The organism is Chitinophaga sp. GbtcB8 (assembly GCF_019091455.1).
Taxonomy (GTDB): Bacteria; Bacteroidota; Bacteroidia; order Chitinophagales; family Chitinophagaceae; genus Chitinophaga.
On sequence record NZ_JAGXJN010000026.1, the window covers coordinates 51738 to 73113 of the forward strand.

At 47.9% G+C, this 21376-nt stretch carries 22 protein-coding genes and 1 pseudogene; 13 read left to right on the forward strand and 10 right to left on the reverse strand.

Features of this window, described 5'->3' with window-relative positions:
* Positions 1-41: 41 nt before the first annotated feature.
* Positions 42-623 (reverse strand): peroxiredoxin-like family protein, encoded by a 582-nt coding sequence (locus tag KVT36_RS20980; protein ID WP_217605406.1) that lies wholly within the window; start codon positions 621-623, stop codon positions 42-44.
* Between the two features lie 25 nt (positions 624-648).
* Positions 649-924, reverse strand: a complete 276-nt coding sequence (locus KVT36_RS20985; protein WP_217605407.1) for a hypothetical protein — start codon at positions 922-924, stop codon at positions 649-651.
* Positions 925-1189: 265 nt separating this feature from the next.
* Here KVT36_RS20985 and KVT36_RS20990 point away from each other — a divergent pair, with 265 nt between their 5' ends.
* The 6 genes from KVT36_RS20990 to KVT36_RS21015 all read left to right on the forward strand — a co-directional run bounded on the left by KVT36_RS20990 (position 1190) and on the right by KVT36_RS21015 (position 5159).
* The gene (locus KVT36_RS20990) at positions 1190-1888 is read left to right on the forward strand and encodes a cytochrome b/b6 domain-containing protein (RefSeq protein ID WP_254640123.1); all 699 of its coding nucleotides are present in this window, start codon (positions 1190-1192) and stop codon (positions 1886-1888) included.
* On the forward strand, positions 1869-2657 hold the full coding sequence (locus KVT36_RS20995; protein ID WP_217605408.1) for a molybdopterin-dependent oxidoreductase: 789 nt from the start codon (positions 1869-1871) through the stop codon (positions 2655-2657). Before KVT36_RS20990 ends, KVT36_RS20995 begins: the two co-directional genes overlap by 20 nt.
* A gap of 34 nt (positions 2658-2691) precedes the next feature.
* Positions 2692-3180 carry a peptide-methionine (R)-S-oxide reductase MsrB gene (msrB, locus tag KVT36_RS21000; RefSeq protein ID WP_217605409.1) on the forward strand — a complete coding sequence of 163 codons (489 nt, stop codon included), beginning with the start codon at positions 2692-2694 and terminating at the stop codon, positions 3178-3180.
* A gap of 4 nt (positions 3181-3184) precedes the next feature.
* Positions 3185-3856: a peptide-methionine (S)-S-oxide reductase MsrA gene (msrA, locus tag KVT36_RS21005; RefSeq protein ID WP_217605410.1), complete on the forward strand. Its 672-nt coding sequence runs from the start codon at positions 3185-3187 to the stop codon at positions 3854-3856.
* Positions 3857-3883: 27 nt separating this feature from the next.
* On the forward strand, positions 3884-4177 hold the full coding sequence (locus KVT36_RS21010) for a putative quinol monooxygenase (protein ID WP_217605411.1): 294 nt from the start codon (positions 3884-3886) through the stop codon (positions 4175-4177).
* Between the two features lie 115 nt (positions 4178-4292).
* Complete coding sequence (locus tag KVT36_RS21015; protein ID WP_217605412.1) at positions 4293-5159, forward strand: SDR family oxidoreductase; 867 nt, start codon at positions 4293-4295, stop codon at positions 5157-5159.
* Between the two features lie 3 nt (positions 5160-5162).
* Here the strand turns inward: KVT36_RS21015 and KVT36_RS33245 are convergent.
* Positions 5163-5387, reverse strand: a pseudogene (locus tag KVT36_RS33245) (DUF5063 domain-containing protein); the annotation flags it as partial.
* Positions 5388-5446: 59 nt separating this feature from the next.
* On the opposite strand from KVT36_RS33245, the gene KVT36_RS21025 reads away from it, so the two are divergent.
* Positions 5447-5878: a phosphohydrolase gene (locus tag KVT36_RS21025; RefSeq protein ID WP_217605413.1), complete on the forward strand. Its 432-nt coding sequence runs from the start codon at positions 5447-5449 to the stop codon at positions 5876-5878.
* A gap of 78 nt (positions 5879-5956) precedes the next feature.
* On the opposite strand, the gene KVT36_RS21030 is transcribed toward KVT36_RS21025, so the two are convergent.
* Positions 5957-6790 carry a hypothetical protein gene (locus KVT36_RS21030; protein ID WP_217605414.1) on the reverse strand — a complete coding sequence of 278 codons (834 nt, stop codon included), beginning with the start codon at positions 6788-6790 and terminating at the stop codon, positions 5957-5959.
* A 206-nt stretch (positions 6791-6996) separates the two neighbouring features.
* On the opposite strand from KVT36_RS21030, the gene KVT36_RS21035 reads away from it, so the two are divergent.
* Positions 6997-7452, forward strand: coding sequence for a pyridoxamine 5'-phosphate oxidase family protein (locus KVT36_RS21035; RefSeq protein ID WP_217605415.1), 456 nt, complete (start codon positions 6997-6999; stop codon positions 7450-7452).
* Between the two features lie 6 nt (positions 7453-7458).
* On the opposite strand, the gene KVT36_RS21040 is transcribed toward KVT36_RS21035, so the two are convergent.
* Together KVT36_RS21040 and KVT36_RS21045 are read right to left on the reverse strand one after the other, a co-directional pair.
* On the reverse strand, positions 7459-8691 hold the full coding sequence (locus tag KVT36_RS21040; protein WP_254640124.1) for a DUF2264 domain-containing protein: 1233 nt from the start codon (positions 8689-8691) through the stop codon (positions 7459-7461).
* A gap of 103 nt (positions 8692-8794) precedes the next feature.
* The gene (locus KVT36_RS21045; RefSeq protein ID WP_217605417.1) at positions 8795-9475 is read right to left on the reverse strand and encodes a DUF6766 family protein; all 681 of its coding nucleotides are present in this window, start codon (positions 9473-9475) and stop codon (positions 8795-8797) included.
* A 120-nt stretch (positions 9476-9595) separates the two neighbouring features.
* Here KVT36_RS21045 and KVT36_RS21050 point away from each other — a divergent pair, with 120 nt between their 5' ends.
* A complete protein-coding gene (locus KVT36_RS21050) occupies positions 9596-10018 on the forward strand; it encodes a hypothetical protein (protein ID WP_217605418.1) in 423 nt (140 codons plus the stop codon).
* A gap of 3 nt (positions 10019-10021) precedes the next feature.
* On the opposite strand, the gene KVT36_RS21055 is transcribed toward KVT36_RS21050, so the two are convergent.
* Positions 10022-10870: an AraC family transcriptional regulator gene (locus tag KVT36_RS21055; protein WP_217605419.1), complete on the reverse strand. Its 849-nt coding sequence runs from the start codon at positions 10868-10870 to the stop codon at positions 10022-10024.
* Between the two features lie 86 nt (positions 10871-10956).
* Here KVT36_RS21055 and KVT36_RS21060 point away from each other — a divergent pair, with 86 nt between their 5' ends.
* Positions 10957-11961, forward strand: coding sequence for a zinc-dependent alcohol dehydrogenase family protein (locus tag KVT36_RS21060; protein ID WP_254640125.1), 1005 nt, complete (start codon positions 10957-10959; stop codon positions 11959-11961).
* Positions 11962-11979: 18 nt separating this feature from the next.
* On the opposite strand, the gene KVT36_RS21065 is transcribed toward KVT36_RS21060, so the two are convergent.
* Positions 11980-14634 carry an alpha-L-rhamnosidase gene (locus KVT36_RS21065; protein ID WP_254640126.1) on the reverse strand — a complete coding sequence of 885 codons (2655 nt, stop codon included), beginning with the start codon at positions 14632-14634 and terminating at the stop codon, positions 11980-11982.
* Between the two features lie 136 nt (positions 14635-14770).
* Here KVT36_RS21065 and KVT36_RS21070 point away from each other — a divergent pair, with 136 nt between their 5' ends.
* The 3 genes from KVT36_RS21070 (at position 14771) to KVT36_RS21080 (ending at position 18372) form a co-directional block, all read left to right on the forward strand.
* The gene (locus KVT36_RS21070) at positions 14771-16102 is read left to right on the forward strand and encodes a cytochrome ubiquinol oxidase subunit I (RefSeq protein WP_217605420.1); all 1332 of its coding nucleotides are present in this window, start codon (positions 14771-14773) and stop codon (positions 16100-16102) included.
* A gap of 2 nt (positions 16103-16104) precedes the next feature.
* The gene (locus KVT36_RS21075) at positions 16105-17118 is read left to right on the forward strand and encodes a cytochrome d ubiquinol oxidase subunit II (RefSeq protein ID WP_217605421.1); all 1014 of its coding nucleotides are present in this window, start codon (positions 16105-16107) and stop codon (positions 17116-17118) included.
* Between the two features lie 162 nt (positions 17119-17280).
* Positions 17281-18372, forward strand: coding sequence for an ATP-binding protein (locus KVT36_RS21080; protein WP_217605422.1), 1092 nt, complete (start codon positions 17281-17283; stop codon positions 18370-18372).
* Positions 18373-18375: 3 nt separating this feature from the next.
* On the opposite strand, the gene KVT36_RS21085 is transcribed toward KVT36_RS21080, so the two are convergent.
* Both KVT36_RS21085 and KVT36_RS21090 read right to left on the reverse strand, forming a co-directional pair.
* Positions 18376-20463 (reverse strand): LTA synthase family protein, encoded by a 2088-nt coding sequence (locus KVT36_RS21085; RefSeq protein ID WP_217605423.1) that lies wholly within the window; start codon positions 20461-20463, stop codon positions 18376-18378.
* Positions 20464-20481: 18 nt separating this feature from the next.
* The gene (locus KVT36_RS21090; protein ID WP_217605424.1) at positions 20482-21270 is read right to left on the reverse strand and encodes a DUF72 domain-containing protein; all 789 of its coding nucleotides are present in this window, start codon (positions 21268-21270) and stop codon (positions 20482-20484) included.
* Positions 21271-21376 lie beyond the last annotated feature (106 nt).

Consider the following 21376-nt stretch of genomic DNA (forward strand, 5'->3'; position numbering starts at 1 on the left):
GCAAAACAGGCAGTTATTTGAGCCGTAAATGTTTTCAGGAACTAGGGCAGCGCATGCAGCAGGTCCGCTACAGAAGCCCGTTTCCGGTAATCTTTATCAAACTGCACAAAAGTGATCTTACCGGTATTGTCTATGATGTACGTGGCGGGTACGGGCAGCACATGGTCCTTATTACCATTGATCTCCTCCAGGTCCACATGCCAGTTCTTGTATTGGGTAACGGTATTTTGGTCCAGCACATAATTTACATCATATGCTTTCATGATCTGGTAACCTTTATCCTGGATAATGGAAAAAGACGCATGCGTTTTCTCAATGGTTTTGTCAATATTACCCGCTGTTTCCGGTGTTACGCCTACTACATAGGCGCCTTTGGCGGTAAGCAGGTGCAGGGAATCCTGCAGCTCCTGGATGTGTTTGTTGCAATAGGGGCACCATTGCCCGCGGTAAAAGAATAATACAACCGCTTTGTTTTTTTGTAACAGCTGATCCAGCGCTACTGTTTTGCCGTTATTGTCGGTACCGGAAAAGTCCGGCGCTTTGGTTCCGCTTTTAAGCCCGCTTTGCGCAAAGACCTGTACGCAGCAAAGAAGGATGAAACACAGCATGGTTAAGTTTTTCATGATCTGTTAGTTTAGGGTTGACGGCTTACATTTTGCCTGCGGGCTTTTTTTTCATTTTTCCACCGGACATTTTATCCATCTTTTTATCATCAGACATTTTGGTCATTTTTTTGTCGTCAGACATTTTATCCATTTTCTTAGGGCTCATTTTGCTGTCCTGCATTTTGCCCATTTTGCTGTGCGACATTTTAGCGGTGTCTTTTTGCGGTTGCTGTGCCTGTGCCTGTATAGTAAAACAAGCGGCTATTACAGCGGCCAGCAGGCCTTTACCAATGGTTGCATTCAGGATTGGATGTTTCATGATGTTTGTTTTTTGGTGAACATTTACTGTATAGACGCTGACATTTGCCAAACCTTACAACTTTTTAAAAATATTTTTTTAGCCGCCTGTAATCCTGCGCTGGAATTACCTGTTAATATTTCAGGAAAATTTTGTCAGGATAGCAATAGTTGTTCGTCTAATAGTATAAAGCTAACCAGGTAAGGATGAAACTGTTAGAATTATGTTAAAGACGGCAGGAACAAAACATGAACTATCTGCGTTAAAATAACGTAACTATTTGCATATGAAAGTCATGAAAGAAAAACACGCTTTGCTGATGCGCTGGACCCACTGGATCAACTTCCCGGTGCTGGCGCTGATGATCTGGAGCGGGTTATTAATATACTGGGCTAATGATGTGTATACCATTACGCTGGGCGGCCGTACACTGATCCGTTTTTTCCCGGAGTGGTTTTACCAGCTGCTGCATGTACCGCATCGCCTGGCAGAGGGCATGGCTTTTCATTTTTTGTTGATGTGGTTCTTTATGCTGAATGGTTTCCTGTATGTGCTGTACACCATTTTCTCCGGCGCCTGGCGGCAGCTGCTGCCCAACCGGCACTCCTTTAAAGAGGCCTGGCTGGTGCTGCTGCACGATCTGCACATCCGCAAGACCATTCCGCCGCAAAACAAGTACAACGCGGCCCAGCGCATTGCCTATACGGCCATTATTATTATGGGCATAGGCTCCGTAGCCACCGGGCTGGCTATTTACAAACCGGCGCAGCTGTACTGGCTTTGCTGGTTATGCGGCGGGTACCACTTTGCACGCATCCTGCACTTTGCATTAACCATTGGGTACGTGTTATTTTTTGTGATACATGTGGTGCAGGTGATCCTGGCAGGGTGGAACAATTTCCGTTCAGTAGTGTCGGGTTTTGAAGTGGAGGAAAGATCATTCGATCATCTTAAAACAGACGATCATGCAACAGGCAAACCATAAAAAGAATAAGCCGGAGCTCACGGTTCAGCAAAAGATCAACCGGCGCAACTTTATTTCCTTTACCACCTTTTTTGTTGTGGGCGGGGCGCTGTTCGGCAGCTGGAAATGGTTGTACAATGCGCCGGAAGAAACGCCCGGTATTACGGCCGGCGCCAGCAAACCCTTACGCCGTGCGCTAAATAAAACAGAACTGTTCTTTCGCCGCATTTTCAGCAATAACCATCCCGTTAAAACCTATCCCAAACGCATGGCGGCCAAACGGGTGCGCGTGAATGGGGATATTGGCATTGACGATAAAGGATTTAACCCGCAGGGCTGGCAGCTGGCAGTAATAAAAAGCCCGAAGGAAACCCTGCAGCTTAGCCTGGATGAGTTGCGGGCCCTGCCAAAATCTGAGCTGATCTTTGACTTTAAATGTGTGGTAGGCTGGGACCAGATCCAGCATTGGGCAGGTGTAAAATTTTCGGATTTTATAACACATTATGGTTTGCAGGACCAGGCCCGCATGCAGTACGTAGGCATGGCCACCCCTAACGAAGAATATTATGTAGGGCTGGATATGGCCAGTGCGCTGCATCCGCAAACCCTGCTGGCGTATGAAATGAATGAGCAGCCCCTGCGGCCGGAACATGGCGCGCCGCTGCGGCTCATTATTCCCGTGAAGTACGGTATTAAGAACCTGAAACGCATTGGCACTATCAGCTTTAGTAATGAAAGGCCGCCCGACTATTGGGCGGAACAGGGATATGATTATTACTCAGGGTTATGAGGCCCTGCCAACTTTATCTTAAAAACAGTAACATATGAAATTAAAAACGTTCAAATTAGTATGCTCCTTCCTGGTGTTGCTGGTAACTGCTGCCTGCGGACAGCAAACGCCGGATGTAAAAACTTTCCCGGAGGCCCATCCGGCCGAATACTGGAAAAAGATCCTGACACCTGAAGCATTTGAGATTATGGTGAACAGGGGTACTGAAAGGCCGTTCAATAACCCTTACTGGAACAATCACCAGAAAGGCGTTTACGTGAGCGCCGCCACCGGCAAACCCTTATTCAGCTCCGATACCAAGTTTGAATCCGGCACCGGCTGGCCCAGCTTTTATAAACCTATTAATCCGGATGCCATTATGGTTGTTAAAGATAATTCCTTCGGTATGGAACGTGAGGAAGTAGTGGAACGCAGCACCGGACTGCATTTAGGGCATGTATTTGACGATGGCCCCCCGCCTACCGGCAAGCGTTACTGCATGAACTCTTACGCGTTAAAATTTGTGAAAGCAGAAAAAAAATAAACGGATGAAACGATTGATGCAATATATAACTGTGCTGCTGTTTTTATACGGTTGTACTTATGGCCAGTCTGGGGTGGATGATAATTTTGCGCACCTGCCATCACCCCGTAAAGGCGAAATGGTAGCAACCTTTGCCGGTGGCTGTTTCTGGAGCTTATCAGAAGGGTTGTCTGAATTAAAGGGTGTGAATAAAGTAGTATCCGGTTATTCCGGTGGCAGCACTAAATGGCCTACCTATGAAGAGGTAGGATCGGATAAAACCGGCCATGCAGAATCTGTGCAGGTGTATTATGATCCTACGGTAATTGACTATGCAACGCTGGCAGAAGCCTTCTTTTATGCGCATGACCCTACCACGCTGAACCGGCAGGGACCGGATGTAGGGATGGATTACCGCTCCGTAGCTTTTTTCCGCAGCCCGGAAGAGCACAAAACATTAATGGAGGTGGTGGCAAAAGTAAATGCATCACACCATTACGCCAATCCCATTGTAACGCAGGTGGTGCCTTTCAAGGTATTTTATCCTGCGGAGAACTATCACCAGGGTTATTACCGGCTGCATCCTGAAAGCCCGTATATACAAGCGGTATCTGTACCAAAAGTGCAGAAGCTGCAAAAGGCCATGGGCGATAAAATGAAACCGGCTTTCCAGGTAAAGTCCCAGGGACACAGCTAAAGATCCATCCACATAAAAAAACGTACCATGACTAAATTTGCATTATTGGTAAGACTGGAAGCCAAACCAGGTAAGGAACAGGAAGTAGCGGCTTTTCTGAAAAGCGCATTGCCTTTAGCCCAGGAAGAAACGGGCACTATTCAATGGTTTGCTTTGCAGATAGGCCCATCCACCTTTGGCGTTTTTGATACGTTTAACGATGACAACGGGCGGCAGGCGCACCTGTCCGGCCCTATTGCCAAAGCGTTAATGGAAAAAGCGCCGGAGCTGCTGGCGCAAAAACCAGTAATTGAGGCAGTAGAGCTGCTGGCCGTAAAATAAGTTTCAGGTGTTATATACGAGCGCACTATGCTGTAATGGCATGGTGCGTTTTCGTTTTCTTACAATTCTGCGCAGGGCATAACCGGTAATTTTGAGGCATAATAAAACATACTTTATGTCAGCAAATATTTTGATCACCGGCGCTACCGGCAATATTGGATCTGAATTAGCAAAGCAATTATCCGCACATGGCGTGCCTTTCCGGGCCATGGTACGGTCATTGAAAGGTACGGAGGCATTAGCCGCTTTAAGTGGCGCGACACTTATAACCGGCGATCTGAACGATCCGGCCAGCCTGCAGCAGGCTTTACAGGGAATAGAAAAAGCATTCCTGCTCACCAGTTCCTCTGAACAGGCGGAAACCCAGCAGCTTAATTTTGTAAAGGCGGCACAGGAAGCCGGTGTACAGCATATAGTAAAGCTCTCGCAGTTTGCAGCTGCCAAAGATTCGCCGGTACGTTTCCTGCGTTACCATGCGGTGGTGGAAGAAGCCATTCAGCGGCCGGGCATGGCGTATACTTTCCTGCGGCCTAATTTATTTATGCAGGGATTATTAGGCTTCCGCGATACGATTGTGCATAAAAACGCCTTTTTTGCCGCTATTGGCAATGCCAGGATCAGCATGGTGGATATACGGGATATTGCCGCTGTTGCTGTTGCAGCGCTAACCAGCAATGACCATCACAACAAAACATACAACCTTACCGGCCCTGCAGCTATTACACATGCGGAGATAGCAGCACAGCTTTCCAATGTACTGGGCCGTACTATCCGGTTTATTGATGTAACCCCTGAGGATATGCGGCATGCGCTGGATGGCGTGGGCTTTCCCGCCTGGCAGGCAGATGGTTTAATAGAGGATTATGCGCATTATGCGCGTGGTGAAGCGGCTGTTGTTGCTAACAGTATTGAGGAAGTAACGGGCAGGCCTGCACGGGATTTTGGGATGTTTGCAAGGGATTATGCGGGTGCGTTTAAATAGTTATCATTGTTGCGGATCTTTTTGGAGAAAGTAGTAAATGGCATACAAGGCATTGGCGCAGTGGTCGCCCCAATGATGGACAAAAAGAAATTTAAGATCCCCGCAGGCATTTTCCTTTGCAGCCTCAGTGCCGGTATCCCATAAGAGCAGGAAACGCTTGACATCCTTGTAAATGTCTTCAATATCATCCTGCAGATCACCTATTACGACCTCTTTGTCTGTTTCCTCACTAGGATTAAATGTTCATCAATGGCAGGTATTATTTGATAGTTACTTATATTTATAGCATGACACTCCAGAAAGCAATTGAAATAGCCATTGACGCACATAAGGGGCAAACAGATAAGTATGGCGCGCCCTACATTGGCCATGTGATGCGGGTAATGAACCTGGGCAGAACGGAAGAAGAAAAGATCTGCGGCGTGCTGCATGATGTTGTGGAAGATACCAGCTGGACTTTTGAACAGCTGGCTGCGGAAGGTTTTAGCCCGGAGATACTGGAAGCGCTGCGCTGTGTTACCAAGCTGTCGGAAGATGAAGACTACGACCATTTCACGGCCCGCATTCTGCCTAACCGGCTGGCCTGCCTGGTAAAGCTGAACGACCTCACCGATAATATGGACCTGCGGCGCATGCCGGAAGTAAAGGAAAAAGACATAACCCGCTTAAATAAATACCTGAAGGCTTACCGGCAGGTAAGTGCTGCGCTGGGAAAGTAACCACAGAAAATATTCGGAAATTTCACGGCAGATGCAAAGCTGCATCTGCCGGTGAAGATATTGTGAGGCTCTGTAAGTTTACGGATGTGCAATAAACACCGGCTGTGTTGCCAGCTTTACCACCGGCGCTGCATGGCTGGGTGATAGCAGGTTAGAAAGGGTGCTGCGGCCATAAGCGCCCATTACAATAAATACCTTCTTTTGTTTTAACAGGTATTCCAGCAGCCGGGCTTTCACATTACTATCTTCCAGCAGCACCAGCTCAATATTATTATAGTGTGCTTTCAGCCATTCTTTGAGCTTGTATTTGTCCTCTCCCAACGTTTTACCGGGTTCTGAAACATTCAGCAGCACAGCTTTACGGTGATGCAGCTGCGGGAAAAGATAGGTGAATTGTTTAATAGCAAACATAGCAGCGCGGCTGTTATCGCAGGTAAAGATCACTTCCTCAATACTCTCAAAACCATCAGGCGCTATTACCACCGGGCACTCTGACTGCTTTAGTAAGTCCTTCACAAAACTGGAGGGCACTGTATGGTGCGTTTCGGCAAACGTGGTAGCCGCATCTACAATGATCAGGTCAGCATAACGGCTTTCACTTACTACTTCAAGAATAGGCAGGCCCCTGTTACGGTGCGCATGATGACTAATGCCCCTGAGGGCACAGGTTTCATTAAAGTACCGGATATTTTCCTCACAATAAGCTTTTCTTTTTTCCATTACAGCCGCTTCCTGCGTAAGCACACTAAACGGTGTTTCCCGGATAACATCCCAGGCGCTGTCATCCTGGTCAAGGTTTTCAAGGAAGATACCTGTGAGCATAGCGCCATTGATGTTGCACAGGGCGCAGGCAAAATCAAAACTTTGTTTGTTGAACCGTACAGCATCGGTTACGTATAATACCTTTTGCATAAAAAATTCTTTTAGGTCAGGAAAACCTGTGTATTGCACAGGTGGGATCTCATGGTGCTAAATTACCGCCGATGCAGGCGCTGTAAAATGACGGAACTCAGGCCGGCTGCTGATTGTGATCACTCCTTATGATGATCAGCTTAGTGGCTGATGACCGTCATTGTTGCCGGTTGCAGCAGGGTTTAGCTTTAATAAAACTAAAAGCGATGTTAGGAACCTTAACCACACAGGAGATTGACGAAGTACTGTCACGTAATATCACCGGCCGCATTGGCTGCAGCAATGCTGAAAAGATGTACATAGTACCCATCAGCTTTGCCTTTAACGGAAATTACCTGCTGGCGCATTCCAGGGAAGGTTTAAAAATAAACATGATGCGGCAGCACCCGGAGGTATGTTTCCAGGTAGATGAAATTGATGATCATGCCAATTGGCGCAGTGTGGTGCTGTGGGGCAGCTATGAAGAGATAACCGACCCGCGGGAAAGATATTATGCCATGAAATTTTTAGTGAGCCGCCTCATACACCAGAACGTAAGCGAAACTGCCGGCATACCGGAAATGAGCGGCGAGCTGCAGCAGGAAACGCCTGCACCAGTTATAAGGCCTGTTGTATACCGCATCAGGATCAAAGAAAAAACCGGGCGGTTTGAGCGGCGCTAAATATTTTTAATAACCCACTCTATAATCTTTTTTAGCGGGTTTGCCGGTCCATATTTTTGCGGAGGTCCATGGCGCTGGTGCTGCTGTCCAGAAGGTATTTTCAGCAGGCAATCCTAACGGTAAAAAGGCCAGGGTGGCCATATACAGGCTGCCGGTTGATGTATAGGTATCGGCCAGTTCCGGCTGGTGGCCGTTAAAACCCAGCACCAGCCAGTTACTGGGGTCAAAGTTCTGGTTACCATCGTACAGCTTGCGGATCACCTGTGTAAGTGCGCTGCGTACCTGCCCTGGCGTTAGAAACTCCGGCAGCTGTTCCAGCAGCACTGTTTGCGCCAGCGCCTGGAAAGCGCCGCTACGGTAGGTCATAGATCTTCCATAAACAGGAAAGCTGCCATCCGGCGCAATAATGCGTTCCAGGTATTCTGCATGGCGCGCCATCCGTTTTACTGCCTGGTCATACTCCTCTTTTTTTGCCTTTTTGTTATCGGATAAGATCTTTAAAAGATCCACCAGCATGGGATGAATAACAAATGAATTGTAATAGTCCATGCTGAATTTTTCACCGTCAGAATACCAGCCGTCACCCACATACCATTCACGCATTTTATTTACGGCAAATTGTATCCGCGCAGGGTCATAGGATTCGCCAATGCTTAACAGGAACCCTTCTGTAATGCCGGCAAACAAAAGCCAGTTGCTGTAAGCGGCGGCGCGGTTACGCAGGGTTTTAAAGCTGTTAATGTAATGTTGTTTTGTTTTCTGACTCAGCGGCTCCCATAAAGCTTTGGGCGCGCGTATAAAGGCATGTGCCAGGAAAGCTGCATCCACAATGGGCTGGCCGGCAGGGATATCAAAATTTATAAAATCCGGCCCGGTAGTATCCGCGGCATTGGCTAATGCCTGCAAAACTTCCATACGCATTTTTTTACGGAGTGTGCCTTCGGCAGTATTATCGTCCGGCAGCGCAAGCCAGGGAGCTACGCCGGCCAGTGTTCTGCCCAGCGCTTCCAGGTAAGTGACCTGTTTTACCTGGTTGGTATATCCCGGTCCCATTTCCAGCGGCATGTTCTTTTGCAGCGTATTATTTGCAAGGTTGTGAATTACGGGGTATGCAATACGCTGTAAGGCTTTTACCCAGGAGGCCCGGTCTTTGGCTCCGGTAGCCAGTTTCACCTGGGCATGGCTGCTAAGCGCTATCAGCGGAAATAGAATAACTAACAGGGTTTTACATTTGATCATAACGTACATTGGGTTAATTGCGCTAAATATACAACTGAAAATAGAATTAAGGGATTGCTTTCATTGGATCATTGTGGATATTGGTAAGTTAAGCAGCTGTGCATTATTTCCCCGTTTCGGAATGGGGCGCATCCACCGGTTTGGACTCCGGTGATCCCTTTTGCCGGAGCCAGATGGAAAGCAGCACAATGGCGGCAACCGCCAGAAATTCGCTTTGCCAGTTCTGGAACGACTCAAACCAAAAATGCGCATCGCCCAGGTATTCACCTGCTGCCATAGTGGGCTGGCCTTTAATGAGCTGCTCTTCATTATAATCTTTGAGGCTTCCTAAAAAATGCATCCAGAAAGATAAAAGGAATAATAGCGCAAATGTAAGGGATAAGGAGTGCTGATAAATTGCCAGCCATATGCCGCCTTTACGTACCGGCCAGGGCGCATCCGGCCGTGGCTGCGGTTTCCGGTCCACCTCTTCCTCTCCTGCCCCTGGTTCATCTTTCAGCCTTTTAGATTCTGAAGAGCCTTTTTGCCGGAAGCCAACGGTCAGCACTACGTAAATGGCCATCTGTAAAAATTCACTTTCCCAGTTCTCAAAGGTGGCAGATATAAAATGTCCGCTGGTAATGTATTGTGCGGCGGAGAGTGCCGGCTGCTGATGTTCTTCCAGGTCTTTATTGTGCTGGATCCAGCCGGTAATAAACTGGAATGACCAGAACAGCAGCATCATAGACAGCAATAGGATGCTCAGGCTGTTCCTGTAAAAGAAAGATGTTTTGGTGTTTTCCATTTCTTTCCCCCTTCAAATTATGGGCCAGCAGGTACGGCCGTTATTTTCCCGGGCAAATTATTTTTATTAAAGTATGTAAATATTAATAATATGTTGTATATTAGAGTACAACCCATACCTATGATATACAAGCATGATATCGAGAACCTGCAATTTAACATTGTCCGCATCGGTGAATATGAGCTGTGTGTTTTTGCCCGGCTTTTTGACATCGGCATTGGCATTAGCACCATCCGGAGCAGAATGAGCAAGGCATATGTAGCCTCTTTCCCGGTGGAGAAGGATGATGAAGCTATCCGCAATTTATACTGCTTACTGGCCGAAGTATTACGCCAGAACCCGGAAATTGCGCCGGAAAGCCTGGCCATGCCCAGTACCAGCATAACACCGGAAGGGGTAAAAGTATCACAGTACCTGAGATCCCTGCTGCCGGAATCGTGTGAAACCTTACCCCCTATGCAGCTGGCCTCCCTGGACCAGATTGCGGCAATTATTCACGGGCATATTCATCAGAGCAAGGTGGGGCCCGCAATTAATAATTAACGATTAAGGTTCTGTAGAAGATTGGCTCCGGTATACGGAGGGCGTGGCGCCTTTTAATTTCTTAAAGAAACGGTTCAAATGGCTTTTGTCCGTAAAGCCAAATTCATCTGCTATTTCCGTGATGCGCATATCACTTTGGGAGAGGCGGTTTTCAATAAGCTTTAGCTTATAGCTGGTAATATATTCCTGCAAGGTTTCGTTGGTTTCTTTCCTGAAATAACGTCCCAGGTAAGTTTCAGAGATGCCAAACTTTTTGCTGATAGCAGCCCCTTTCAGCTTTTCCGGGAAATAGATATTAGCCTGTACGTATTGCAGTATTTCCAGCACTTTCCGGTCGCTTTGCGTATTTACATCTTCCGGGAAAGATAATAACAGGTTCCTGACCACTATCACCAGTATGGTTTGTATGTACTGTGCAATCAGCTCATTACTGTATAAAGTGTTATGCTGATGCTCATAGATCAATGCCTGCATAATACCCTTCATCGTTGCCTTATCTTCCTGTTTTTTGATCACACATCCCGGTTCCTTATTAGCATTGTTTAAAATTATCTCCATTTTCTCCAGCTGCTCTTTGGAAGCAGCGCCGCCACGCAGGTAAATATGGGTGAAGCGGATAAAGAATAACTGTGTGGTTGTTTCAAAAATAAACGCATGGCTATCGTCCGGCGCCAACAGGAACAGGTTACCTGCCATATAAGGTACCGTGTTATTATTGATATGCTGTTTACCGGTTCCGGAAACAATGTACACCAGCTCAAAAAAGCTTACCTGGTGCGTACCGCGGGGACACACATCCGCGGGCTCTTTCAGCACCAGCTCATAGGTATTATGTAAGGTATCTTTTGCCATGACAAGATCTTACCCTGTTTAGGTGTAAAAGTACTCCGTTTTTTACCTTAAACAGCGCGAACTTTGCAGGGTCAAAATCAAATGATATGAACGATCAAACCATGCAGGCCTTAGTGCTGGAAGACTTTCAGCAAAACCTGCAGTTAAGGGAAGTACCGAAACCCAGGGCTCAAAAAGGCCAGGTGCTGGTACAGGTAAAAGCAAGCGGCGTAAATCCGCTGGATCTTAAAATAAAGGCCGGGGAAGCGGGCCACGCAAAAGTAAGCACCCCTGCTATCCTGGGGCTGGATATGGCTGGCGTAGTTGTGGAGGTTGGAGAAGGCATTACCCAATTTAAACCAGGTGATGAAGTGTATGGCGCCGTGGGCGGCGTAGGCGGGCATCCGGGCACCTTAGCCGCTTATATTGCGGCAGATGCAGAGCTGCTGGCGCATAAACCGAAGAACCTTAGTTTCCGGGAAGCAGCAGCTTTACCCTTAACCATCATTACCGCCTGGGAAGGATTGGTAGACCACGCTAAAGTAAAGGCCGGCAACACCGTGCTGGTACAGGGTGCTGCTGGCGGTGTAGGTAATGTAGTGGTGCAGCTGGCCAGGTATTTTGGTGCAAAAGTATGGGGTACCGTTGCGCCGGAAGATACTGCGTTCCTGGAAAACATGGGAGGTACCTCTATCGACTATACGAAATATGCGGTTGCAGATTATGTACAGGAATATACCGCCGGTGAAGGCTTTGATATTGTTTATGATACGGTGGGCGGCGCTACGCTGGATGCCTCTTTCCTGGCGGCTAAAGTTTATACCGGCCATGTGCTGAGCATCTTAGGATGGGGTACGCATAACCTGGCGCCACTTTCTTTCCGCGGGGCAACCTATTCCGGTGTTTTTACCCTGCGCCCTTTGCTCACCGGTTTACATAAAAAACATCATGGTGATATTTTGCAGCAGGCCACTGCTATTATTGAAGCGGGGGCGCTAAAACCTTATGTGGATGCGGTTGAATACAGCTTTTCATCTGTTCAGCAGGCATATGAGGCATTGGAGAAAAAAACGGCCCGCGGTAAGGTCGTGATAAGTGTGCCACACCTTTAAGGTATGGCACACCTGTAATTATTTAATTTCAAAACGGTAGCTCCCTGATGAGATCTTATATGTTGCAGGCACCAGCTTTCCATCCAGATAAACCTTCCCTGTTAAGTGAACAGTTGCCGTGGAATTAGCAGGCACAGTTACGTTGTAGACAATGTAAGCTCCCTCCTTTTTCCAGCTGGAAACAATGTTGCCAAAAGGCCCGTAGTGCGATGCCTCAAAATGATCCAGTCCCGGAACAAAGTGGGGTTCCAGGATCACATTCTTAAAACCGGGCTGCAGCGGATCGGCTTTTATACCGCCAATGCCTTTATACAACCAGGCTCCTATTTCACCAAACATAATATGGTTCAGGGAAAGATCTGATTTGGCTTCTATATCCCAGTTCTCATACAGGCTGGTAGCGCCATTCACGATCCACCATCCCCAGGAGGGATAAGTTTCCTGGGAGGCAATGCGGTAAGCTACATCTGCAAAACCGTTATCGCTTAAAGCGCCCAGGATGGCCTTTGCGCCTAAGATGCCGGCATCCAGGTGGTAGTTATCCTGCTTTACCCTTTCTGCCAGGTTAGCAGCTATTTTACCTTTCAGGTCTGCAGGCGCCAGGTCCCAGTACAGAGGCACGCTTAGCTCCGTTTGATAACCTTTATCATACATACCAGTGGCCGTGTTTAAATACTTGGCGTTAAAGGCATTTTTAATTTTCAATGCCAGCGCCGTGTAGGTAGCTTCATCTGTTTTATTGTGGAATAAAGCAGCTGCTTTGGCCAGTATGCTTACATCTGCATAATAATAAGCGGTGGAGGTAAATTCAACCGGTGATTTAGATTTTACCGGCACCCAGTCGCCCAGGCCCCAGGTGGTAAGCCCTGTGGGATACAGCTCATTAATATGATCCACATACCGTTTTATGCTTTCATAATTATCTTTCAGCGCTTTGCTGTCGTTATAAAAAATATACAGGTTCCAGGGGATGATAGCCACGGTACTGGTCCAGTCAGGACCGTTGCCCCACTCATATCCCCAGCCGCCGGTGGGAATAATGGAAGGCAGCACACCATTGGGTTGCTGCTCATCGCGGTGATCGCCCATCCATTTTTCATAGATGGTGATACCGTCAAAATTATACAGGCCGGTTTCACTGGCAATATGCGCATCGCCGGTCCAGCCGTTCTTTTCACGCTGCGGGCAGTCCGTGGGATAGCCGAACAAGTTAGACAGGTAAGAAACGTTGGTGGCTTCCCAGATCTTATTAATGGTATTGCTGGATGAGCTGATATGCCCAACAGGCGCCACATCGCTGTGCATGAAATAACCGGTAAGATTTTCCTTGCTGAGGGTAACCGGTTTACTGGCGGTTACCTCCACATACTGAAAACCTTTGTAGTTAAAGCGGGGCATAAAGGTTTCCTCCCCCTCCCCTTTTAAAATAAAGATGTCGGTCTGGTAAGGGTCTTTATCATCTGTTGGCCGGTAGTGAATGTCAATGTTGGACTGGTCTGCACGGCCGGCTTTGTTTAGCTTCTCCGCATGTTTGAGCCGGAGCACCGTACCGCTTTCGCCTTTTACTGTAAGCTGGCTTACGCCGGCAATATTTCTTCCCAGGTCAAATACATATACGGTATCGGACAGCTTGTTCATGCTTTTGGCAGGGATGGTTTCCACATTGCGGATGGGCTGCATGTTTTGCGCAACAATGTTCTTGGACGGTGCGGAACGGAGTGTTACCTCCTCCCATTTTTTATCGTCGAAATTAACCGTGTTCCATCCCGGTTGTTCCAAACGCGCATCATAATGTTCTGCGGTGTAAATGCTGTTAAAGATCACCGGGCTTAAAGCTGTTTTCCATTGTTTGCCGGAGGTAATGGTTTCGGTAGTACCATCGGCATAGGTAATTTTCAGGTCCAGGCAAAAGGCCGGCCGTGCGCGCCAGGGCGCCAGGTGAAAGTACCATACGGCTGTGGACTGGTGATTGTACCAGCCATTACCCAGCAGTACGCCAATGGCGTTATTTCCGTTTTGCAGCTGGGCTGTTACATCGTAGGTAACATAGAGCGTACGGCGGTCAAAACGTGTATACATAGGATCCAGCCGGTGATTGCCGGTTTTGCTGCCGTTAATATACAGCTCATATAAGCCGGCGGCTGCAATATAGGCCCTTGCCGAACGGATCTGTTTTTTTACATTAAAGGTATGCCGGAAATACGGCGCCGGTTTTTCAGCAATGCCCTTGCTATCGCTGATCCAGGCGCCCTGCCAGCTGCGCATATCCATCATACCGGTTTCAAAGCTGCTGATGGCCGATGGGCTGATCTTTTTACCGCCCTGCCCCCACAGCTGCACGCGCCAGTAATATTTGGTGAAAGGCTGCAGGGCTTTTCCATTATAAGTTACCAGGCTGCTGGCCGACATTACTTTTTGCGTGGTCCAGCTATCGCCTTTACCGGCAGCCACTGCAGCGGAATCCGTACCAATAATAAGCTGGTAAGCAGTTTGCAAAGCCCCGCGGCTGTTATCTTCCAGCACCCAGGATAATCTTGGATCAGGATTGTCTATTCCCAGCGGCTGGTAAAGGTGCTCACAGCTCAAATGGCTCACTTGTGCATAACCGTTAGTAGCCAGGAGCATGCTGATTATTGCTACAAACAGGAAGGTTGTTGACTTTTTACTATTCATGGTCCCTATCTTATTACAAACCATTAAAGTAACATCTATCCTGTACTTTTTATAATTTTCGCCCCCAAAACTGACACTTATCATATCTTCCTGGCCGCATTATTGATACTTTTGCATCGGTTCAATTTTTTCCTTTATGGATGATTTTATTGCGGCCCGATCGCAAATGGCCTTGTCGCTGGGTTTTCACATCATTTTTGCCTGTATAGGCATGGTAATGCCTTTCTTTATGGCGGTGGCGCATTACATATGGCTGAAAACCGGCAATGAGGTATACCGGGATATTACCAAGGCCTGGAGCAAGGGAGTAGCTATTTTCTTTGCTACCGGCGCGGTATCCGGCACCGTATTGTCTTTTGAGCTGGGTTTGCTGTGGCCTAAGTTCATGGAACATGCAGGTCCTATTTTCGGGATGCCCTTTTCACTGGAAGGCACGGCCTTTTTTATAGAAGCAATAGCCTTAGGGTTCTTTTTATATGGCTGGAACCGCTTTAACCGCTGGTTCCATTGGTTCACCGGTGTTGTGGTTGGCGTTAGCGGGCTGGTATCCGGTATACTGGTGGTGGCCGCTAATGCCTGGATGAACAGCCCTGCCGGGTTTGACTATGTGAACGGGCAGTACCTGAACATTGATCCTATTAAGGCCATGTTTAATGTTGCCTGGTTTTCCCAGGCCCTGCATATGAGTATTGCCGCCTTTGCCTCCACGGGTTTTGCGGTTGCTGGCATCCATGCGCTGATGATCCTGCGCAAAAGCCATGTTACCTTTCATAAAAGAGCCTTTCGCATTTCAGCGGTATTTGCCACAGTAGCGGCCCTGTTACAGCCTTTGAGCGGTGATATTTCTGCAAAGGATGTGGCCAAACGCCAGCCGGCTAAGCTGGCTGCTATGGAAGCGCATTTTAAAACGGAAGAAAATGCAGCGCTTATCCTGGGTGGTATTCCGGATGAAAAAGAGAAAAAAGTAAACTACGCTATTGAAATACCCGGTGCGCTGAGTTTCCTGGCGCATGGCAATTTCCATGCAGAAGTTACCGGGCTGGATCGGATTCCGGAAGAAAACCATCCGCCGGTAGCCATTACCCATTATGCCTTCCAGGTGATGGTGGGCCTGGGAACTGTTATGATGCTGATCTCCGTATTGTATTATATAACCATCTGGAAAAAGAAAAGCTGGCTGGAAAAACGCTGGCTGCTGAAGCTTTTTGCTATTGCCACCCCCATGGGATTTATTGCCGTAGAAGCCGGGTGGACGGTAACAGAGGTAGGCCGGCAGCCCTGGATCATTTATGGCGTTATGCGTACAGTGCATGCCGTTACTCCTATGCCAGGGATCCTTTATTCCTTTTACATTTTTACGGCCGTATATATTTCGTTATCCTGCATTGTGGCGTTTTTGCTATACCGGCAAATAAGCATGGTGGGTAAATTATACGATCATTCTGCTGAACCAATCAATGCCATCTGACCATGCTGTACGTAGTTATTGTTTATCTCTGGGCAGCCATCCTGTTATATCTCCTGTTAGGCGGGGCGGATTTTGGCGCGGGTATCATTGAATTTTTTACCTCGCGCAATAACCGTGGCCGCACACGCAAAACCATGTACCAGGCCATTGGGCCGGTATGGGAAGCCATCCACATGTGGCTGATCATTACCATCGTGATCCTGTTCGTAGGGTTTCCAAAAATATACGCTACCTTATCCGTGTACCTGCACATTCCGTTAACCGCCATGCTGCTGGGCATCATTGCCCGCGGTACTGCTTTCGTGTTCCGCAATTATGATGCGGTAAAGGATGATATGCAAAAGGTATACAACCGCATTTTTATTTATTCCAGCGTGATCACGCCTTTTTTCCTGGGTATTATTGCTGCCAGCACTGTTTCCCGGAATGTGGATGTGATGGCGCAGGACTTTTTACATGCCTACATTTTCAGCTGGCTTAACTGGTTCTCAGTAACCGTAGGATTTTTTACCGTATGCATCTGCGGTTTCCTGGCAGCAGGTTATATTATCGGGGAAACGGATAGCACCGAAGACCGGCAGTTCTTTGCCCGCAAAGCCAAGTGGATGATCGTATCTGCCGTGTTATGCGGGGTGCTGGTGTTCCTTGCATCCTTTAAAGAAAATGTTCCGCTGGCAGAATGGGTGTTTGGCAAGGCGCCCGGCATTTTTGCCATTGCAGCGGCCAGCTTGTCGCTGCCTTTCCTGTGGTACGGGCTTACACACGGGAAAGCCATCATTGTGCGGCTGTTAGGCGGGTTTGAAATTTGTATGATCCTGTTTGCAGTTACTTACCGCCACTTTCCCAATATTGTGCTGCTGAAAGGCGGCGGGCACCTTTCCCTTATTGAGCACCAGGGGCAGGAAAAAGTTATTATATCACTGGCCTGGGCCCTGCTGATAGGCAGCATCTTTATTTTGCCGGCTTTAGGTTACCTGATGTATAGCTTTGAAAAGAAAAAACCGCGTGAAGCCTGAGCGGAGCTTATCTAACTTAAATGCGCATCTGCCGCTAATACTTCTGTACAATACAAACAGACCCCCTCCACTAGAAAAATACGCCTACAGAAAGTATTCAGATTCCGGGTATAGGTTTGGCGCGCCATAATGCTTTAAAGTCAATCCTTAAACTGCCGGTACATGAAACTTTTTGCCGAATATAACCGGCTTAATCTTACCGTAATGGTGGCATTGCTGCTGCTTTCCGGTGTGGTGTATTACCTGCTGCTGAACCATATACTGATCCACGAGCTGGATGAGGACCTTATGGAAAAAAGGCAGAAAATTGAAGCTTATGCTGCCAAACATGCTACCCTGCCGGCTTTTGAGGACCTGGACGATGTGCAGGTGTTTTATGCACAGGTGCCCTCAGCAGCTGAGGAAAGCCTGCCGGCATTTGTAGGCCGTTATGATCCGGAGGAAGCAAAGGTGCATGGGTACCGCCAGCTGGTATACACCCATGCGTTTGCGGGTAAGTATTACCAGGTTACTATTTTTAAACCGGTGGAGGGAACCCAGGCCTTATTACGCGTTATTGTTGGCGTTACTTTTTCCGCTATGCTGCTGATCATAGTTTTGTCTGTTTTAATTAACCGGATGGTGCTGCGTAAACTATGGCAGCCGTTCTATGAAATGGCGGGCGCCCTGCCCTCATGGTCCCTTCGCAAAAAACAGCCTCCCTCCTTCCCGGAAACGGATGTGGATGAATTTATCTTTTTAAAAGACCGCCTCCATGCTACCATTACCCGGATGCAGCAGGAACACCGGTCGCTGCTGCAATTGGCAAAAATTGAGCATCAACAGTTCTGGTGCGTTGCACCGGTTAATGTAAAAGAGAAAATAGAAGAGAAAGTACAACAGCTGCAGGCATTATGGCATCACAATAACCTGGAGGTTACCATCCGGCTGGAGCCGGTGACCGTTAGCATGAACGCTGAGCTGATGGATGTGCTGCTCAATCATCTTTTAAATAATGCTACCCGGCATAATATTCCCGGCGGAGCGCTTTATATTACCCTTACACCCGGTTGCCTGACAGTGGAAAACTCCGGTAGTGAAAAGCCGCTGGATGATACCCGGCTTTTCAGGCGTTTTTACAAGGAAGAGCAGCATAATCAGAACAGCGGCGGTATCGGGCTTTCCATTATCCGGGAGATCTGCACACAGGCGGGCCTTACCTTAAAGTATTCCTTTACGGCGCAGCGGCACGTTTTTTCATTACTGTTTCCCTAGCGGTTACTCCGATTGTTTTTTATGTTTCAGCAGCCAGCTAATACTTTGGTAATAGGCAATGGCCTCCCTGGTAAGCGTATCATTCAATGGCACGGGTGTAGCATTACCCGTTACCAGGTCCGGTACGTATTCACTCAGCTTTCTTACGGGCGATTGTATTACCAGCTTGCCCTTACGTAAATAACCCAGTCCCTGGTAGGTGCTGATGAAAGCGCGCTGTTTTTCAAGGGGCATGTTCAGCACATCCAGTCCAAAAAATTTAGAGCGGTACCGGAGCTTCAAGAGCCCCAGGATGGTGGGTGCTACGTCTATCTGCGCCGTGAGCGTGCTAACCTGCTGCGGCGGTAACCATTTGGGCGCATAAATGAGCATGGGAATGTGATAACCGGTTACCGGCAGCTCAACGCTACCGGCACTGCCGGCGCAATGGTCTGCTACAATTACAAAAAGGGTACTGTCAAACCATTTTTTATGGCGGGCTTCCTGCAGAAATTTGTTGATGGCATAATCCGTATACTTAACAGCGCCTTCCCTTATTTGCATGGATGGGGGAATATCAATCCTTCCGGCCGGGTAGGTGAATGGGCGGTGGTTGCTCACTGTCATAATATGTGTAAAAAAGGGTTTACCGGCAGCGCTGTTAGCGTCCAGCACATGCAGCGCCAGGGTGAACAGGTCTTCATCTGCTACGCCCCATATATTCTGGTAATGCGCCTGGCCTTTGGGTATGGCGGAGCGGTCGATCACGGTATAACCATTACCGCCGAAAAAGGTTTTCATGTTATCGAAGTAGCTGTAACCGCCGTACAGGTATTGAGTGGTATACCCTTTGGAACGTAATACGCTGCCCAGGGAGAACAGGTGGGCATTATTTGGCCGTTTTACAATGCTTTGGCCGGGTGTGGGCGGTATGGAAAGCGATAAGGCTTCCAGCCCCCGTACGGTGCGGGTACCGGAGGAATACAGCTGCGTAAAGAGCAGGCTTTGCTGCGCCAGCGAATCCAGGTAAGGCGTTATATTCTTGGTGCCGCCAAAGGCCCGCATGAAATCGGCGCTCAGGCTTTCTACGCTGATCAGCACTACATTCAGCTTCCTTTCCGGTTCCGCATAGGTAATGTCCCTTTCAATGTTATAGGGATCATTACTTATAAAATGGCTGTTAGGTACCTGCAGCTGCTGCCGTAATACCTTAAAAGCAGTAACATCCGGCAGCGTTTGATAGAACTTATAAAAGTCCAGCTCATTCTGTTTAAAAGCAGTGGCAAATTCATAAATGCCATTGCCGGCTAAGGAATTGGCATATTCATTATGGCTAAAATGCCGCCATTGCTCCTGCAGTGTGTAATACAGCAGCAGCGGCGCCAGTAACAATCCCATAGCCAGCAAAGACCGTTTTGCAAAAGGCAAAGGCTGCTGCACGCTGTTACGCAGCGGCCGTCTGAAAAGCACTACGATCAACAGGGATAAGATCACCAGCGTGGTTAAGATAGCGGTAACCGGGTAAGATTCTGAAATATTGCCCAGCACCTCAGTGGTATACACCAGGTAGTCAACGGCAATGAAATTATACCGGCTGTAAAACTCCTGCCAGAAAAACCACTCGCTTACTGCATTCAGCAGCATTAGAAAAACCACCAGTGTAAGCCCGGCAAATAATACCGCCATTCGCCAGTAAATCCGGAAACGGTAAGGCATAAAGAACAGGGACAGGTAAATGGCAAAGCGGATAACAATATACCATACCAGTGCCCTGTATACTTCCGGGCTATAATCTTTGGGAATAAGATTGGTAAATAGTAGTAGCACAAGAAGCCCGGTAAAGAAAAGGCAAACGAAAGGCGCCATGCTTTTCCTGTACACTACATCATTCTGAAGCCACAGCTGCAATACAAAAGGAATAATAACAAAAGCGGCTACTGACAGATCATACAGCAATCCAATAAAAAAGAGACCCGTAAACTGCCCGGCCGTAATGCCAGGGGCCGGCGTGCTGATTAAAAGCACTGTGCGGGTAAGTACAGAAACCGCTAAGAACAAAACCGTGACCAGCCAGATGATAGAAAACCTGTTGCGAAATATACCCTTACTCATGCCTGTTGTTTAAATCCGCTACAAATCTGAGGGGCAATTCTGTGCGAATTTGGGAGAAACCAAACCGTTCAGGGTCATTAAATTGGGAATAGCATCTCCAATGGTGTTATTGAAATAAACATATACCTCCTTCCCTTCCTGCATCCAGGTTTTGATCTGTTTTGCCTGTTCCTGCAAATGGGTGTTGGTATACCCCCCCTTATAATCCCCTGCTGGTCCGTGAAAGCGGAGGTATACAAAGGGAGCATGTTTATTTAGCCGTAGGTTCCTTGATTTTGGAATATCATGCAGCACAATACTGCACGCATGCTCGTCTGCCAGCTCATACACCTCCCCTATGTACCAGGATGGATGCCGGAATTCCAATGCTACCCTCCATCCATGCGCAGGGTTTATACTTTGCAACAGCTCAAGCAATTCCTCCACCTGGCCATATTTGTCAATGGTTAAAGAAGGTGGAAATTGTATGAGCAGGCATCCCTTTTTAGTACCGGCAGGGCTGATGACTTGCATAAAGCGCAGCACCTGTTGCGGGTCGTACACAAATCCTTTGGCATGGGTGATTTCTCTCCACAGCTTAAAAGTAAAAACAAAATCCCCTGGTACGCTGGCTGCCCATTTGCCTACAGTGGCCGCTTGCGGCACTTTATAAAAGGAGCTGTTTATTTCTATACTATTAAACAGGGAGCTGTAATAAGTAAGCCGGCTTTTATCCCGGAACGCCGGTGGAAATGCCTTTTTATTGGGTACCGGCAGTACCAGGCCGCTGGTGCCGGACCAGTATTTGCCCTGGGCTGTATGGGTCATGGCTGCTCTTTGCAGGCATAACAAGCAAAAATGTAACCACTCTTTGCCAGGGAGTTGCGCCGCTCTGAAGATAAATCGTTACTTTAGAAGCGGTTACAATCCATTC

What these genes read in the sequence shown, in the direction of transcription:
- KVT36_RS20980 (WP_217605406.1), bottom strand. Translation starts at nt 623, where the DNA reads ATGAAAAACTTAACCATGCTGTGTTTCATCCTTCTTTGCTGCGTACAG.
- KVT36_RS20985 (WP_217605407.1), bottom strand. Translation starts at nt 924, where the DNA reads ATGAAACATCCAATCCTGAATGCAACCATTGGTAAAGGCCTGCTGGCC.
- KVT36_RS20990 (WP_254640123.1), top strand. Translation starts at nt 1,190, where the DNA reads ATGAAAGTCATGAAAGAAAAACACGCTTTGCTGATGCGCTGGACCCAC.
- KVT36_RS20995 (WP_217605408.1), top strand. Translation starts at nt 1,869, where the DNA reads ATGCAACAGGCAAACCATAAAAAGAATAAGCCGGAGCTCACGGTTCAG.
- msrB (WP_217605409.1), top strand. Translation starts at nt 2,692, where the DNA reads ATGAAATTAAAAACGTTCAAATTAGTATGCTCCTTCCTGGTGTTGCTG.
- msrA (WP_217605410.1), top strand. Translation starts at nt 3,185, where the DNA reads ATGAAACGATTGATGCAATATATAACTGTGCTGCTGTTTTTATACGGT.
- KVT36_RS21010 (WP_217605411.1), top strand. Translation starts at nt 3,884, where the DNA reads ATGACTAAATTTGCATTATTGGTAAGACTGGAAGCCAAACCAGGTAAG.
- KVT36_RS21015 (WP_217605412.1), top strand. Translation starts at nt 4,293, where the DNA reads ATGTCAGCAAATATTTTGATCACCGGCGCTACCGGCAATATTGGATCT.
- KVT36_RS21025 (WP_217605413.1), top strand. Translation starts at nt 5,447, where the DNA reads ATGACACTCCAGAAAGCAATTGAAATAGCCATTGACGCACATAAGGGG.
- KVT36_RS21030 (WP_217605414.1), bottom strand. Translation starts at nt 6,790, where the DNA reads ATGCAAAAGGTATTATACGTAACCGATGCTGTACGGTTCAACAAACAA.
- KVT36_RS21035 (WP_217605415.1), top strand. Translation starts at nt 6,997, where the DNA reads ATGTTAGGAACCTTAACCACACAGGAGATTGACGAAGTACTGTCACGT.
- KVT36_RS21040 (WP_254640124.1), bottom strand. Translation starts at nt 8,691, where the DNA reads ATGATCAAATGTAAAACCCTGTTAGTTATTCTATTTCCGCTGATAGCG.
- KVT36_RS21045 (WP_217605417.1), bottom strand. Translation starts at nt 9,475, where the DNA reads ATGGAAAACACCAAAACATCTTTCTTTTACAGGAACAGCCTGAGCATC.
- KVT36_RS21050 (WP_217605418.1), top strand. Translation starts at nt 9,596, where the DNA reads ATGATATACAAGCATGATATCGAGAACCTGCAATTTAACATTGTCCGC.
- KVT36_RS21055 (WP_217605419.1), bottom strand. Translation starts at nt 10,870, where the DNA reads ATGGCAAAAGATACCTTACATAATACCTATGAGCTGGTGCTGAAAGAG.
- KVT36_RS21060 (WP_254640125.1), top strand. Translation starts at nt 10,957, where the DNA reads ATGAACGATCAAACCATGCAGGCCTTAGTGCTGGAAGACTTTCAGCAA.
- KVT36_RS21065 (WP_254640126.1), bottom strand. Translation starts at nt 14,634, where the DNA reads ATGAATAGTAAAAAGTCAACAACCTTCCTGTTTGTAGCAATAATCAGC.
- KVT36_RS21070 (WP_217605420.1), top strand. Translation starts at nt 14,771, where the DNA reads ATGGATGATTTTATTGCGGCCCGATCGCAAATGGCCTTGTCGCTGGGT.
- KVT36_RS21075 (WP_217605421.1), top strand. Translation starts at nt 16,105, where the DNA reads ATGCTGTACGTAGTTATTGTTTATCTCTGGGCAGCCATCCTGTTATAT.
- KVT36_RS21080 (WP_217605422.1), top strand. Translation starts at nt 17,281, where the DNA reads ATGAAACTTTTTGCCGAATATAACCGGCTTAATCTTACCGTAATGGTG.
- KVT36_RS21085 (WP_217605423.1), bottom strand. Translation starts at nt 20,463, where the DNA reads ATGAGTAAGGGTATATTTCGCAACAGGTTTTCTATCATCTGGCTGGTC.
- KVT36_RS21090 (WP_217605424.1), bottom strand. Translation starts at nt 21,270, where the DNA reads ATGACCCATACAGCCCAGGGCAAATACTGGTCCGGCACCAGCGGCCTG.